We start from the raw sequence: 13,085 nt of genomic DNA on the forward strand, positions 1-13,085 counted from the left end.
TAAAATGACCGGCGATCTTCAATCTGGTTGTTACCTCTCTTTTTAACTTATTGAGCGAGGCAACAATGGCAACCTATTCCGCTGCATTTATTGAGCAGGCATTACAGAAGGCCTATTCCCGTGGCGACCGAACAATCATGTCAGTGGCCACTGATTTAAATTTGAATCACCACACGTTGAGATATTGGATGAAAAAGAAGTCAGCACTGGCGGGCAGTCCGGCGTCAGAAAAAGAAAAACGACCGAGCGACTGGACGGTAGAAGAACAACTGCAGGCACTGCATGAGAGCCATGCGTTAGCGGGAGAGCAGCTTCAGGCATGGTGCCGTGAACGTGGTTTATTCCCGCATAATTTAACCAGTTGGAAATCTGCTTTTTGCGCCAGCGGTAAAGAGGCCGCACCCAAAGCTGGTGAAGTTAAATCGCTGAAAGATGAAAACGTCAAACTCAAGCGTGAGCTGGCCCGGAAAGACAAAGCTCTGGCGGAGGCGGCAGCACTGCTGGTTCTGCAAAAAAGTTCCGTGCGCTTTGGGAGGACGAGGAGTAATGACCCCAATCCCGGAGCGCAATAACGTATTGACACTGGTAGCTGAAGCGGTGGTTTCAGGCGCACGTCAGGAACGTGCCTGCGACGTAATTGATTTAAGCGAGCGTACGCTGCAGCGCTGGAAAATTGATCAGGTGACTGAGCAAGCAGACCGGCGAACAGGGCGTGTGCAGGTACCTCAGAATCAGCTTAGTTCAGAGGAACGACAACAGGTTCTGGCCATTGCCAACTCGCCGGAATACGGCCATCTGCCGCCAAGCCAGATCGTTCCGCGATTGGCTGATGATGGAATCTATGTCGCATCGGAGTCAACGTTCTATCGCTTACTCAAGGCTAAAAATATGCTTGTGCACCGTGGCGAAGAAAAGCCAAGGCAACCCCGCAACAAACCACGTGCTTTTAAGGCAACCGGGCCCAACCAGTTGTACTGTTGGGACATCACCTATTTGCCGACAGAGATCAGAGGCATCTATTTTTATCTCTATATGTTCATCGATGTATTTAGTCGCAAAGTGGTCGGCTGGCAGGTATTTGAAACCGAAAGCAGCGCGCTGGCCAGCGAGGTGATGAAGGACATTTGTGTGCGAGAAAAAATCGCACAAAATCAGGTCGTTCTTCATTCGGATAACGGCAGTCCGATGAAGGGCTCCACGATGCTGGCCATGCTGCAGGTGCTGGGCGTCATGCCGTCATTCAGTCGTCCTGCCGTGAGTAATGACAACCCGTTCGCCGAAAGCTTTTTTAAAACATTGAAGTACTGCCCAGTATATCCACGTCGCCCATTTAAGGATCTCCTGGCAGCCAGGAATTGGGTTACTACATTCATGCATTGGTATAACGAAGAACACCGGCACAGTGCCATTCAGTTTGTAACGCCAGCTGAACGCCATGCCGGTCTGGATGTGGAATTATTGATTCGACGTGAGCAATTGTATGCGGCGGCAAAAGCGAGGAACTCGAATCGCTGGAGCGGTGCTACTCGTAACTGGGACCGCGCCAACGTTGTTGACTTAAATCCAGACAAAACTAACAAGGAAGCATTAAATCATGAGGACGTATATCAAGAACTGAAACTGGCGGCATAAAAATTTACTTTTAGGCGACAACTAGCTTGAAAAACTCCGCGATTTGAATCAAGCTATCTGTCTTACAAAGATGGAAGTCCGAGTCGTTGAATGCAAGGTTCCACTGGGGATTAAAGACACATCGGATTGCCTCAAGGATCGTCGACTTGGCAGAGTCTCCCTTCCCGATCAGACAAAATATTTTCTGATCAGGTAAATTCCATTCCAACTGCTTGATGCCCCTGAAGTTCTGGATACTGATTTTTCTTATTTTCATGTGTCTCCCTCATTGAAAGAAGCTCCGCGAGATGGGTCTTCGAGATATAAATATTTTTAGTCAAAATTCTGCTCGAATGAATTGACCGCCTATTCCCTGATTGGAACGGCTAACAAATCAAAATCACTCGGTTCGTGAAAGTGTAGCAATCCTCCCAACATCGGCCCACCCCAGCGACAGAAAATATCTGCATAGTCAATTTCGGGCACTCGATAGGACGAAGCCGATTCCAGCACGAATGTCAAGAATGAGAGGAGGAGTAACCCATCGCTTGCCCGAGTAGTGAAGTAGTCGTGACAGTATGACGGGTCCAACTCAATGTCGCGACGAATTTCCTCTTTTTGCACATCCCAACTTTTCGCAAGGACTTCATCGACGGTTTCTCCGCGGTGAAGCGCGAACGAACGAGCAATATTGTGTCGTGCAGTCAGGACAGAAAATTCTGAGTCCAGCACAAACACACCGTCCGGTTGAGTGCGTGCCCCCGCGTAGCGAGTGAGGATTCGGTTCGGACCACCCCAACCATCGAAATCGGCATCGCGATCAAGTCTATAGGCAAACAAATAGCGAAATGGGCGATAGGAACTATCGATATCTCCGTTCTCAACAATCGAATCAAACTCGGAGATCTTGTCGATCGCGGATTTCAGAGTACGATCGTCAAGTGTCGACTTAACTTCTATGATGCCGATCACTGCCTCCAGTGGTACCAGGCGCCGCGGATCGTCACTGCCATCCAGTGTCCAGCTTGGGCAATTTAGTGCGTCATAGACAATCACGTCGAACTCCTGTGATGTAGCATCACCGGTGAAAAATACATGCCCGCGCGTGACACCCCATTTAGGCGGAAGACGCTCCTTGAGGAACTGGCGTACTTGCTGCTCGCGCGGGCCACCCTTATGATCAGGACGAGTGCTAGCTGCGCTTGCCTTGAACGTAGCCCACATACTGTCGGCCGCAGCAGCAAGCAAGGCTCGAACATCTACGGCTGATTTCGTCATTCCCCCGGTCCCCCCAATTATTCAAATAAAGAGCTTTATCCAGCAAATAGATCGTTCTTAATCACAAACATTTCACAGCATGTGACGGCGCGGCACGACCTGGTTCAAGCCAAATGCAGTAATTTCATCGGAGCGCTTCCGTAACTCGCGCATCGACCTATCGACGTCTGGATGAATTTTCTCCGGGTTGCGCTGCATATCTCGAAAGAATCTCATCACAGTCCCTGCGATCACATCGGCAGCCTGAATGCCTACCGACTCATGCGATGCCGCGAATTCAAGCGATGCCTGCTCATGAAACATATAGTCGGCAGTGGGTGTGAATGTCTCAAAGCCTGAATCCTTGATACTCTCCGCCGTGCGTTTGGCCTCACGCAGAATTTCTTCGACCTCCAATTGCTGGTCGTGTACAAGACGCACGCCTGCTAGCTTTCTCCTACGGAACAGATTGATCCTAGCGTAGATATTCGTGAACGACGACAGATTGGGAAGCATCCATACCTGTTTGCCGTACCTGTTCAAATCGGGCGAAGGAAGAAACCTCAGGTAGGCCGTGGGGTCAGCCTTCCGCATCTCGCCGTATTCCGTTGCTGCTTCCATAACCATGCGGTGCACGCCGTCACGTATATCCTGATTCTGGGGCATCGTGGATTCCCCCGCAGAAAACAGCATTAGGCTTCCGAACAAGCTCATCAGCGAATGATCGGACGGAGAGAGACAAGCCTCGACAAACCGATTCAGCACGTGCTCAGAGACTTCGTCGTACAGGAAGTCGACGGCGACGTTCTTCAGAAAATGCAGCTGCGGACCTTCAGGAAAGCCCATCACGGGCGGCAGCAATTGGTGGTTTACCAAGTTCATGCAAATGAAGTAGCGCTTGTCGACAGCCTCAATGAAAAGCGGGAGCCCCGCGTCGAGCACTTCTGAGAGCAACTCGGCAACGAAAGCTGATTGGCTTTGGAGCGACTTCGATTTCAGTTCACCTGTCGGTATCTTGTGCCTGAGCCGCATCGCCTCGATCTGCTGCACAAGCGGCGCCTCATCTTCGATGCCTAACGCCACCAAGACAAAAAACGGCTGATCTAGAAAATCGTAGGCAACGCCTGATTTGACGAGATCGCCGCTGTGCCCGCTCTCGTCGAAGAAAAACGAAAGGGTCATGGCCGGCTCTCTTCGACGACATTCGAGCGTGTTGCCTTCGCCATTGTGCGCGCGGGCCAAAAACTGGACGATGCAGTGTTTCCGAACAATTCAAGGGCCATATGGATCTCCATTCGCCCCATTGAGAGAGCGGTACTCAGCATACATCTCGGCTTTGTTCTGCAAATCTGTATCAATGGACATCTCGCTGGCTCCTAGCAGGGCAGGAATTTTTCCCATCACTGCTTTCAAGTTCCGTAGATCAACCTCTGTCAGGCCACTGAGTGTCGGCAATCGGACTCCTGTCTTATCTGGAATGCCGTGGGGATATCTAAAACCCATAGACTCTGGATCAACTGCACACAATTCGTCGATCAAACTTCCCGTCTGATCCAAGGCGACCGTTGATTGAGCGGGCGCGTGCTCCTCCAAGAGAGGGCGCAAGATGGCCCAGAATGTTCCCAGGTGATGACCCACCAAGCCAGCCTGCTTGTCCGAGGGATTTTTCTCCAATAACAACCACAGTGAGCGAATTAGATTCTTGACCATCAGTTCGATATGCTGGCGGTACAAAAAGACGATGGGATAGACCAGAAAGTCCAGATGTCGGCCCGTCCCTGCCGCTTGATCTACCAGCATGTCCGCTGCATCCTTGTAGCCGGTTGCATAGACCGACCACTTGTCGCCATACAAGCGATGGTTGAGCTGTGCGCTGTCAACCCAGGAACCACTTTTGAAAAGTTTGTCACCGGATACAGGGAATGAGACACCATCGATCGAATCTAAGAGGCCGTCCAATTGCGGTTCTTCATCATCGCTGGAAATTGTCACGGCTTGACCTTATGTCTGTCGAACAAACGTTCAAAAAAATCGATCACCACTTTCTTAGCCTGCGGTCCTACAACATAGCGATCATTGCTCTTATCCGCATCGGTACACTCGGCTCCGCCAAACCGGTATAACTCATAACCTTGGAGTCGCAACCGCCTATCTTCCTCGACCATTTTCGCGTAATGAGCGGGAGACGCTCTACCGCCCTCAGCGTAGTGCTGCTGCCCATCAACCTCAATCACGATGCGAACTCGGCCATCCAATAGCATCAAGAAATCCATCCGTTGCCGCGCCAGCACGCTCCCTTTACCCAGCTGCACACGCTCGGCTTGTGTGAAAGGGTCGTAGTGAAGATAGACCTGTGGAATTAAGGCTGGTAAACGATCTCCAAGTTTCGGACCAAACACTTCGTGGTAGGTACGAAAGATCGCGTACTCCCCCGGAGAATGCGAAAGCTCCACCGATCGCTTCAGGCGTTCCCCCAAAGACTGGCGCGCGGATTTCAACTCCGCAAGCCCTTGGCGCTCCAGCCACCATTCAGCCATATCCAACCATGTCAGGCCACTAGCCGGCAACGGACGGTCAAACACCAGACACATGTCTGCGTGCTTGGTAATTTCAATGTCATTGCTGATCGCATCGCGCAGTACCAGTTCCGGCTTTGGTCCTACTGACGCGAAAATCAGATTCTTCACCGCACCGGCAACACCGGTCCCCATCCGCTGAACGGCGTAGATCGGATGCGTCGATTGCTCACCGACCACTACGGCCTGAAATCCATCGGGCCGCAAAACGGCATTCAATTGCGTCGCCAGTTCGTTTTGTTCATCGCCACGTCGAACAACAGGATGAAGCAACTTTTCAAGCAGAGCAAAAAAATTGGTCTGACTGCACGTCAACGCACCACACCGGATCAGTAGTTCTTCGGTCGAGTAATCCGGGTTGCGTACATAGTGCTGAACAATGTCTTTGGCGAGGGAGGGAAGAAAATTAAGGTGGTTGTCGATGCCATCATATGACAGGTGTTCAGATGAGACGATATTGAGTCCATCGAACAGATCGACGTCGTTAAACAGCGTATCGAGGCGATTCAAGACCTTCAGTGCGTCTCTGCGCGTAATTTCGGTGATGCGGTGCGTCGCATGCACAGTAAGCTCGCTAACGATCTCCGCCAAATTGGGGATGTCGAACTCCTTCAGGACGACTGCGGCGATCGTCAGTAATGCAGACTTCTCAAGCTGCACGAGCCGGTTCTTGACATAGACTCTACGGCTGCGAAAAGCTTCGTCGGCATCACCTGGCTCAACACCTTCTTGAATACCCACCCGAACGCAAACCGCCGGGACGTTATAGGCCTTCACATTTGCGGTGATCCCTTCAGCAATGCGGTCTCTCAACGTGTCGAGAGCAACTTTCGGCGTTGGCATACCCATCATTCCGCCCATAGTTTGTCAGGACCAACATAGTCGAGTTCAATGGCCTTTGGAACTCCGGATGCGGTAGCAACCAACAGGCCCGCACGGTCAGGGTTGAGTGGCATGTTCAAGATCCCAAGACGTTTATAGTCGGCGCTCATGACAAAGTCCCTCGACTGGCTGGTCGAGTCGATACGGAGCGGCGTCCCAGACTTCGGAGCTTTTCCCTCCAGCCAGGACACCTGTGCTGATTCAATTGAACGTATCCAGGGTTGCGCCGCCTGCGCATCGAAAGAGCGCACAAACTCCATCCATAGCGAATGCGTCTCTGGCGTCGGCCAAGAGGCTCCGGCAGCAAGGGCAATAACGGCCTCGCTCCGGAGCCACCGAACCAATGCACGAGCCGAAGTAAACTGGCCATCACCATCCTTGACCGCTTTTATCGCAGCAAGTCTGGAGGCGAAACCAGCTTGCATGAGATACGCCGCAGACCTGAATAGCGTGCCCGTTTCCACTGCGGCAACGGCAAGTCTCAGCTCACGATCCGAGAGTTCCATCTCCTCATCGAACAAATCCTCATGCGCAAGTCCGCGCACGCGCACCGCCTCCATACCCCACGGTAGCTTGTAGATCAGGCCTTGCTCAACAAACGCGAGAACTTCTGCGGTATTCGTAGTGGTCAGTGCTGCCAGCGGCTCACCACTGAGCCACAACGACAAAACTTCCTTCCAATTGGCCGGCAGATCATCTGGCACAAAGGGAGGAATAGAAAAGACGATCTCAGCGAACGTTGTGATTGCTGCAGTTGCAGCATGGTGATCTTCAAGCAGGATTGCACCATTCGCGCGAGCAAGGAGTGCCTCCAGCTCGGCCGCCCGAGCATCGAGCAACCGACCTGTCTCCAGGCCGACGCCAGCCAAAAAATAACCCCGGCGCTGTGCGGCCGTCGAATGGTTCCACACGAACTTGACCCGCGCTATAAGGGTTCCCGTGAGCGCCTTGACTATGTGCGCCTTGCGATGCTTGAGCCGTCGTTCGAACAATGACGAGGCAAGTACCGCGTCGAGGCGCGCTTCTATTTCGTCGTCCGGTACTGCCTGATCGCCAAGCAAGCTCAATATCGCAGTGTCAAGGCTGGTCATGTACGATCGCCACTTAGACTCTTCGCTGGCAGCGTCTTCGACAGCCTCGCCGGATACTTTTGGAAACTCCCAAGCGGCATTGCCGGCCACGTATGTCAATAAACTCCCCACGTCTCTCGTGCCAAGTTTGGCCACCATGCGCAACTGTAATGGTCTAATGTTTACGGACACCTCAATAGGAGGAATAATTACCTAAACGAGGAAAATAAAGATGACTGGGAATAAAAAATACGAAGCTACTTTTAAACTTGAAGTGGCCCGGATGGTGCTGGATCAAGGCGTAGCGGTTGCTAAAATCGTGAAAGATATGGGTATTGGAGAAACCGCCGTGCGGCGCTGGGTTGAACAATATCGCGCTGAACAAGGTGGCCAGGCTGGCATAGGGAAACCACTGTCTGCCGAGCTGCAACGGATTCGCCAACTCGAACAAGAAAACCGTCTACTGCGTTCGGACAATGACCTGTTAAAAAAAGCATCGGCCTTCTTTGCACGCGAAATGAAATGATCTACGAGTTAGTCGATCATTGGCAAACGAAGGCCACGGTAGCACAACTGTGTCGTCTCTTGGGAGCGAGCCGGTCTGGCTACTACGCAGCAAAAGCAAAGACAAAAATGACCGCAATATGTGTCACCAGCGTGCATCTGAAAGCGGAATTCGCTGCCAGTGGCCGCAGTTATGGCAGCCGTCGCCTGGTCAGTGCACTGCACGCCAAGAACATCGTCATTGGCCGCTACAAAGTACGGCGCTTAATGCGTGAAGCCCAGATCAAAACCGTCTGGAAGAGAAAATTTATCAACACGACAGATAGCAAACATGATTTACCAATAGCGAGCAATATTCTCAATAGACAGTTCAACCCAGCAGAGCCCAATCGCGCCTGGACTTCCGATATTACCTATGTCCGTACGCGTACTGGCTGGTTGTATTTGGCGGTCGTGATGGAGTTATTCTCACGAAAAATCATAGGCTGGGCAATGGGGCCAACGATGCCAGCTGAATTGGTTTGTCGGGCGCTACGGATGGCGGTTGAGGCACGTAAGCCGGCAGCGGGTTTAATTTTGCATTCCGACCGTGGCAGTCAATATGCCAGTCATGAATACCAACATTTACTCAAACAACATGGCCTTGTTTGCAGTATGAGCCGTAAAGGAAACTGCTGGGATAACGCGGCGATGGAACGCTTCTTCTTAAATTTAAAGATGGAGCGTGTCTGGCAACGCGATTACGCGAATCAAATGGAAGCCACAAAAGACATCATTGAATACATCGTAGGCTTTTATAACTGCTTACGATTGCATTCAACGCTGGGCAATTTGCCGCCCATGATTTACGAAAAAGAAATGGCAGAAAAAAAACCTATTGATGTGTCCGAAATAACTTGACCACTACACCAACACGTCTCCTGTGGCTGCGTCCACGCCAAACGCGAGCACATCCTCGCCGCGCATTGACATATTGCGATGGTCTTTCCACCGTAAGCGCTGAACCCCGTATTTGAAAGCTGTGAACTCGCCAAGGTAGGAAGTTCCCAATATCTCACCAAGATCGCCGGAGCGAATGGGCTTGGTCGTGGGCAGTTTCTCTTCGATGAATTCGGCCACCGCAGTCTTGCCCAACGTCTTCATTAAGTGGGCGACACGGGCGCCTGACGCGTATTGCGAGGGGATGAGCTTTGCTAGCACCTTGACGGCACCATTTATTTTCTTCGGCTCGGCATTGAGAACCGTCATCTCATGGCCGTTGACACTCTCCTTGGTGGCTGCACACCATTTAGCGAACTGCGCCATTCATCCCCCGATCTGTTGTAGTTTTCTTAAAATGGTATTAGCTTAATCACATAGGTACGGTCTACGCAGGTTCGTCGGAAGGAACGTCTACCGGAGACGACGGCACATTTGCCTTTTGCTGAATGATTCGGCATCGTTCCAGCAGGACCTCAAAGGGCTCAGCGTCGTCCAGGAACAAGCCGTCATCGACCATGTGCTGATAGTCGGAAGCCAGCGTTGCCAGCGCACCGTCGTCAGGTACAAGTTGCAGGCAGCCAGAAACTGCCGCGTGGTAGTCGACCAGTTCACCGTCCGGAGATTTCTCCGCAAAGAAAATTCTCTTGTGATCGGCAACTGCTTTGCCGAGCGCCGTGTCCGCAATGGCTGCGTCAACGAATCCCGCAGTGTCAAGCCGAGCCACGTCATGCCAATGACGAGCAAAGCGTTCACCGCCACGGAAAGTACCTTGGGCACAGAAGACATGAATCGCCGTAGCCTTCTCCCAGAAGGTACGCTCGGCGCGCATCACTTGCGGCGTGGCAGTGGGGAACACGAGCATCGGCAGGTATGCGGCCGCATCGCACTGAATTTGGCGTGGTTCACTGGGCTCGCCAGTAGAGCGGGCACCGAACTCCAGCATGACAGCCGGAGTAACGTAGCCAGTACCTGCGATCAACGGAACGTAATCGATAAAGACCTTGTCATCTTCGGCGCGTACCGATGCGGGCAGAGACTGCTGCTCTAGATCCTGTTTGAGCCTCGGTACGATTTCGCTGGCAACCCATTCTGCCAAGCGCGCCCGGATCTCTTTGCTCCATTTCTTTTCTTGGCTCTTGCTGGCTGGCAGCGGTGCGTCGGCGTCTCCGATTAGATCACCTGCGATCGCGCGGATGTCGTAGGTCAGATCGACATCCTCCGAAAACCGGCGGATGACACCATAGGCCTTGGACAAAGATGTGCCACCCTTGAAGACCAGATGACCAGCATGGGGGCCATCGAACAGATGCCGCAGCGACCAGACTACCCAGATATCTTTTTCAAGCAAATGAGGCAGACGGCCGGAACTGCTGGCAGCCGCGTTGAGCGCCTCCAGGCGCTCAACATTAGAGAGTTCGAAAAACTCAGCCATGCGCCAGCAAAGCGCTAACTTCTTGCGCCAGCAAAGCGCTAACTTCTTGCGCCATCCAGGTCGGTAGGCGCGAACGCGCCGATGCGACTTCTTCGAGTTCAGACGGTTGCAGTTTCGTCCGAAGCTTGCGCAGTGCTTCGCCAGCCTTCTCAGGCCCCAGCCAAGCGAGGGCCCGCACTACCTCTCCCGCTGGACGGCCAGGAAAAATCAGTTGCCAGATGGGCGCGTGCCGGAATTCGACCGTTTGCGCGCCGACCTTCAGACGCCGATTGCGCCCGGATGTCAGATAGATGGCCTTCATTGGTACTTGGGTAGTGAGGCCAAGCGCATTGGCCGCAGCTGCCCCATGGAGCACGATCGTTTCCCCACGCTGACTAGCCAGTCCTTCGACCATTTTGCTTGTGGATGGTGCATGCGTCCCGAAACGACTCTCCACGGGCAAGACGTAAATACCTCGCCCAGCCCGCAACAAGGCACCGCGCCTCACCAGGCGAGAGAGCACTTGATCTACAGCAGCCCTCCCCCCCAAATGCAGAAGCTCCTTCGCGACCAAAGGGGTGCCTTCCGACAACCCAGCTGCGTATTCCAGTACTTGTTTGGCAATGGTCTGCATGACGAAACGCTCCTATTTGGTAGAATTATGTAAAAACTTCTGACACTTGTCAAGTTGACTGACGAATGACATGACAGCGCCTTGCCCGAGTATGCCTTAGCGAATTGCCCATAAACTGCAGATAGCCATTATTGCTCTACGTGAACAATTCCGAACTATGACTCATCAAGCATCGCCCCTTTGGGAAGCAAAAGGTGGATAAGCAAGATTCCAGTCAACTCGACCGGTCCCGCTTGCCGATACGACGATCTACGATATGGGTCGCCGTGGAGAATTTCCGAGACGCTTCAATATGACACCGCGTTGCGTGGTATGGGATTTTGTGGAGGTGAAAGCTTGGCTGGCGGCGCGTCGCCAAGCCTCGAACGCCGACACGCTGAAACTCGCCGAGTTCCCGGGCGTGCGCCAACGACGTAGGAAGCAGCGCGGCCGTATATGCGCCACCCCTTTCACTGGGGAGATGGTGAACTTATAGGTTTAAACTTCTTCACCAGGCAAGTTCATGAACAACAAATATGAACAAATTTAAAAATATAGAAGACAATTTCTATTAAATTCAATCAATTATGTGTTCATGAACAAATTAACTTTGAACAGAAGTTAAATTAAGTTTGATTTAACTAAAGCTGAGTTGCCACACAGGAGTTTTTTTCAGCATTCTTAGGGGCCGTCTCAGAAAACGGAAAATAAAGCACGCTAAGCTATTTTGGAGCTGCTCAGTGCCGGCTAAGTCAGATTCCGTAATCTCTCCATTGCGCAAATACCTGCGTTCTTTTCGGAGAACTCATCCAAATCGGATGGGTGCGCAAATGATGAGCCTATGGCTGGCCTAAGTTTGGCCGGTCAGACTTGCAGCAAGAACAACCCGCCTTTGCAGGAAATAACTCCATGAATACGCTGACCACGCCTTCCGCATCAAACTGGCTCAATAAAGTCCCTGAAGTAACGCTCTCGTTCTGGGTTATCAAGATCATGTCCACGACGGTCGGAGAAACCGGAGCCGACTTTCTGGCTGTCAATGCAGGCTTCGGCCAAGGCATGACTCGTACAGTGATGGGTGCACTGTTGGCTATTGCCCTATTCATGCAACTGCGCACGCGGAGCTACACGCCCTGGATTTACTGGCTGACGGTCGTACTGCTCAGCGTGGTCGGCACCCAGATTACTGACCTGCTCACCGATGGGCTAGGCGTTAGCCTGTATGTCAGCACGTCGGCATTTTCCGTGGCGCTTGCGGAGATTTTTGCGGCTTGGTTTTGGGTGGAACGCAGCTTGTCTATCCATGAGATTTTCACGCGACGTAGAGAGTTGTTTTACTGGTCGGCCATTCTCTGCACATTTGCATTGGGTACTGCGGCAGGTGACTTGGCGACGGAAGCGCTTGGCTTGGGCTTCACATGGGGAGCGGCGTCGTTCGGCACACTGATCTCTATCACCTATGCGGCATTCCGCCTAGGCGGTAACGCCGTACTGACTTTTTGGATTGGCTACATCCTGACTCGCCCCTTCGGTGCCGCGCTCGGTGACCTGCTGACCCAGGCCAAAACTTATGGCGGCCTTGGCATGGGTGCCATGTGGACCAGCGCATTGTTCCTGACAGTGATTGTGATGTTGGTCGCCGTTGCGCAGTTCAGCATTGGCCGCCGCATGAATGCGCAAGCCGCCGAATAACCTCTACCTAATAATTCAAGGAAAAATCATGCGTCATTTGAATTTGCTAACCCGCCCTATTGCTGCACTATCGGCTATCGCTCTCTTGGCCCTCGCGGCTGGATGCTCAAAATCCACCGACACTGGTACCGCAGGCTCTGCCGTAATAGCGCCAAGTCAGACCACTTCCGCGCCGCAGGCAAAGCCCGCGTCCAAATTGGGGGACTTATCTGCATTTCGGAACATTGCAGCAGACGTTGCCACCATCGTGGATAAGGGCGATCTAGCAGCAGCAAAGGCACGGATCAAGGACTTGGAGGTCGCATGGGATTCGGCGGAGGCAGGCTTGAAGCCTCGTGCAGCGGCTGATTGGCACAGGCTCGACAAAGCCATTGACCCCGCCCTTAGCGCACTGCGTGCAGATGCCCCCAATCAAACCGACTGCAAAAAGGCTATGGCTGACTTATTGAGCACTTTCGACTCCCTACAAGCGAAGCTCTGACCAGAGA

At 52.6% G+C, this 13,085-nt stretch carries 13 protein-coding genes and 1 pseudogene; 5 read left to right on the top strand and 9 right to left on the bottom strand.

Annotated features, from left to right (window positions below; translation table 11 throughout):
- The first annotated feature begins 65 nt into the window (after positions 1-65).
- A pseudogene (locus tag RHM61_RS16290) lies at positions 66-1,632 on the top strand (IS3 family transposase).
- 10 nt (positions 1,633-1,642) lie between these two features.
- On the opposite strand, the gene RHM61_RS16295 reads toward RHM61_RS16290, so the two are convergent.
- The 6 genes from RHM61_RS16295 to RHM61_RS16320 all read right to left on the bottom strand — a co-directional run bounded on the left by RHM61_RS16295 (position 1,643) and on the right by RHM61_RS16320 (position 7,417).
- On the bottom strand, positions 1,643-1,888 hold the full coding sequence (locus tag RHM61_RS16295; protein WP_322248343.1) for an ATP-dependent nuclease: 246 nt from the start codon (positions 1,886-1,888) through the stop codon (positions 1,643-1,645).
- Positions 1,889-1,977: 89 nt separating this feature from the next.
- Complete coding sequence (locus tag RHM61_RS16300; protein WP_322248344.1) at positions 1,978-2,889, bottom strand: DUF6602 domain-containing protein; 912 nt, start codon at positions 2,887-2,889, stop codon at positions 1,978-1,980.
- A 72-nt stretch (positions 2,890-2,961) separates the two neighbouring features.
- A complete protein-coding gene (locus RHM61_RS16305; protein ID WP_322248345.1) occupies positions 2,962-4,050 on the bottom strand; it encodes a DUF3800 domain-containing protein in 1,089 nt (362 codons plus the stop codon).
- 90 nt (positions 4,051-4,140) lie between these two features.
- Complete coding sequence (locus tag RHM61_RS16310) at positions 4,141-4,860, bottom strand: hypothetical protein (RefSeq protein ID WP_322248346.1); 720 nt, start codon at positions 4,858-4,860, stop codon at positions 4,141-4,143.
- Complete coding sequence (locus tag RHM61_RS16315; protein WP_322248347.1) at positions 4,857-6,287, bottom strand: hypothetical protein; 1,431 nt, start codon at positions 6,285-6,287, stop codon at positions 4,857-4,859. The genes RHM61_RS16310 and RHM61_RS16315 overlap by 4 nt, the downstream gene beginning before the upstream one ends.
- A gap of 5 nt (positions 6,288-6,292) precedes the next feature.
- A complete protein-coding gene (locus RHM61_RS16320) occupies positions 6,293-7,417 on the bottom strand; it encodes a hypothetical protein (protein ID WP_322248348.1) in 1,125 nt (374 codons plus the stop codon).
- 211 nt (positions 7,418-7,628) lie between these two features.
- Between RHM61_RS16320 and RHM61_RS16325 the strand changes: the two genes are divergently transcribed.
- Positions 7,629-8,800 (top strand): IS3 family transposase gene (locus tag RHM61_RS16325; RefSeq protein ID WP_322247382.1). Its coding sequence is split into 2 segments (ribosomal slippage): positions 7,629-7,893 and positions 7,893-8,800, totalling 1,173 coding nucleotides; the frame shifts between segments, so codons are not numbered across the junction.
- Positions 8,801-8,803: 3 nt separating this feature from the next.
- Here RHM61_RS16325 and RHM61_RS16330 read toward each other — a convergent pair.
- The 3 genes from RHM61_RS16330 to RHM61_RS16340 form a co-directional block, all read right to left on the bottom strand.
- Positions 8,804-9,205 (bottom strand): Hachiman antiphage defense system protein HamA, encoded by a 402-nt coding sequence (locus tag RHM61_RS16330; RefSeq protein ID WP_322248349.1) that lies wholly within the window; start codon positions 9,203-9,205, stop codon positions 8,804-8,806.
- A gap of 61 nt (positions 9,206-9,266) precedes the next feature.
- Positions 9,267-10,313, bottom strand: a complete 1,047-nt coding sequence (locus tag RHM61_RS16335) for a nucleotidyl transferase AbiEii/AbiGii toxin family protein (protein WP_322248350.1) — start codon at positions 10,311-10,313, stop codon at positions 9,267-9,269.
- Positions 10,306-10,926 carry a DUF6088 family protein gene (locus RHM61_RS16340; RefSeq protein WP_322248351.1) on the bottom strand — a complete coding sequence of 207 codons (621 nt, stop codon included), beginning with the start codon at positions 10,924-10,926 and terminating at the stop codon, positions 10,306-10,308. The genes RHM61_RS16335 and RHM61_RS16340 overlap by 8 nt, the downstream gene beginning before the upstream one ends.
- Positions 10,927-11,182: 256 nt before the next feature.
- Here RHM61_RS16340 and RHM61_RS16345 point away from each other — a divergent pair, with 256 nt between their 5' ends.
- The 3 genes from RHM61_RS16345 (at position 11,183) to RHM61_RS16355 (ending at position 13,078) form a co-directional block, all read left to right on the top strand.
- Positions 11,183-11,401: a helix-turn-helix transcriptional regulator gene (locus tag RHM61_RS16345; protein ID WP_416200190.1), complete on the top strand. Its 219-nt coding sequence runs from the start codon at positions 11,183-11,185 to the stop codon at positions 11,399-11,401.
- A 413-nt stretch (positions 11,402-11,814) separates the two neighbouring features.
- Entirely contained in the window at positions 11,815-12,597 is a 783-nt protein-coding gene (locus tag RHM61_RS16350) for a hypothetical protein (protein ID WP_322248352.1), read from the top strand.
- Positions 12,598-12,625: 28 nt separating this feature from the next.
- Positions 12,626-13,078 carry a hypothetical protein gene (locus tag RHM61_RS16355; RefSeq protein WP_322248353.1) on the top strand — a complete coding sequence of 151 codons (453 nt, stop codon included), beginning with the start codon at positions 12,626-12,628 and terminating at the stop codon, positions 13,076-13,078.
- Positions 13,079-13,085: the final 7 nt, after the last annotated feature.

The sequence above is a fragment of the Undibacterium sp. CCC3.4 genome, assembly GCF_034347425.1.
Lineage (GTDB): Bacteria > Pseudomonadota > Gammaproteobacteria > Burkholderiales > Burkholderiaceae_D > Undibacterium.

What these genes read in the sequence shown, in the direction of transcription:
- RHM61_RS16340 (WP_322248351.1), bottom strand. Translation starts at nt 10,926, where the DNA reads ATGCAGACCATTGCCAAACAAGTACTGGAATACGCAGCTGGGTTGTCG.
- RHM61_RS16320 (WP_322248348.1), bottom strand. Translation starts at nt 7,417, where the DNA reads ATGACCAGCCTTGACACTGCGATATTGAGCTTGCTTGGCGATCAGGCA.
- RHM61_RS16295 (WP_322248343.1), bottom strand. Translation starts at nt 1,888, where the DNA reads ATGAAAATAAGAAAAATCAGTATCCAGAACTTCAGGGGCATCAAGCAG.
- RHM61_RS16305 (WP_322248345.1), bottom strand. Translation starts at nt 4,050, where the DNA reads ATGACCCTTTCGTTTTTCTTCGACGAGAGCGGGCACAGCGGCGATCTC.
- RHM61_RS16350 (WP_322248352.1), top strand. Translation starts at nt 11,815, where the DNA reads ATGAATACGCTGACCACGCCTTCCGCATCAAACTGGCTCAATAAAGTC.
- RHM61_RS16355 (WP_322248353.1), top strand. Translation starts at nt 12,626, where the DNA reads ATGCGTCATTTGAATTTGCTAACCCGCCCTATTGCTGCACTATCGGCT.
- RHM61_RS16335 (WP_322248350.1), bottom strand. Translation starts at nt 10,313, where the DNA reads ATGGCTGAGTTTTTCGAACTCTCTAATGTTGAGCGCCTGGAGGCGCTC.
- RHM61_RS16330 (WP_322248349.1), bottom strand. Translation starts at nt 9,205, where the DNA reads ATGGCGCAGTTCGCTAAATGGTGTGCAGCCACCAAGGAGAGTGTCAAC.
- RHM61_RS16315 (WP_322248347.1), bottom strand. Translation starts at nt 6,287, where the DNA reads ATGCCAACGCCGAAAGTTGCTCTCGACACGTTGAGAGACCGCATTGCT.
- RHM61_RS16300 (WP_322248344.1), bottom strand. Translation starts at nt 2,889, where the DNA reads ATGACGAAATCAGCCGTAGATGTTCGAGCCTTGCTTGCTGCTGCGGCC.
- RHM61_RS16345 (WP_416200190.1), top strand. Translation starts at nt 11,183, where the DNA reads ATGGGTCGCCGTGGAGAATTTCCGAGACGCTTCAATATGACACCGCGT.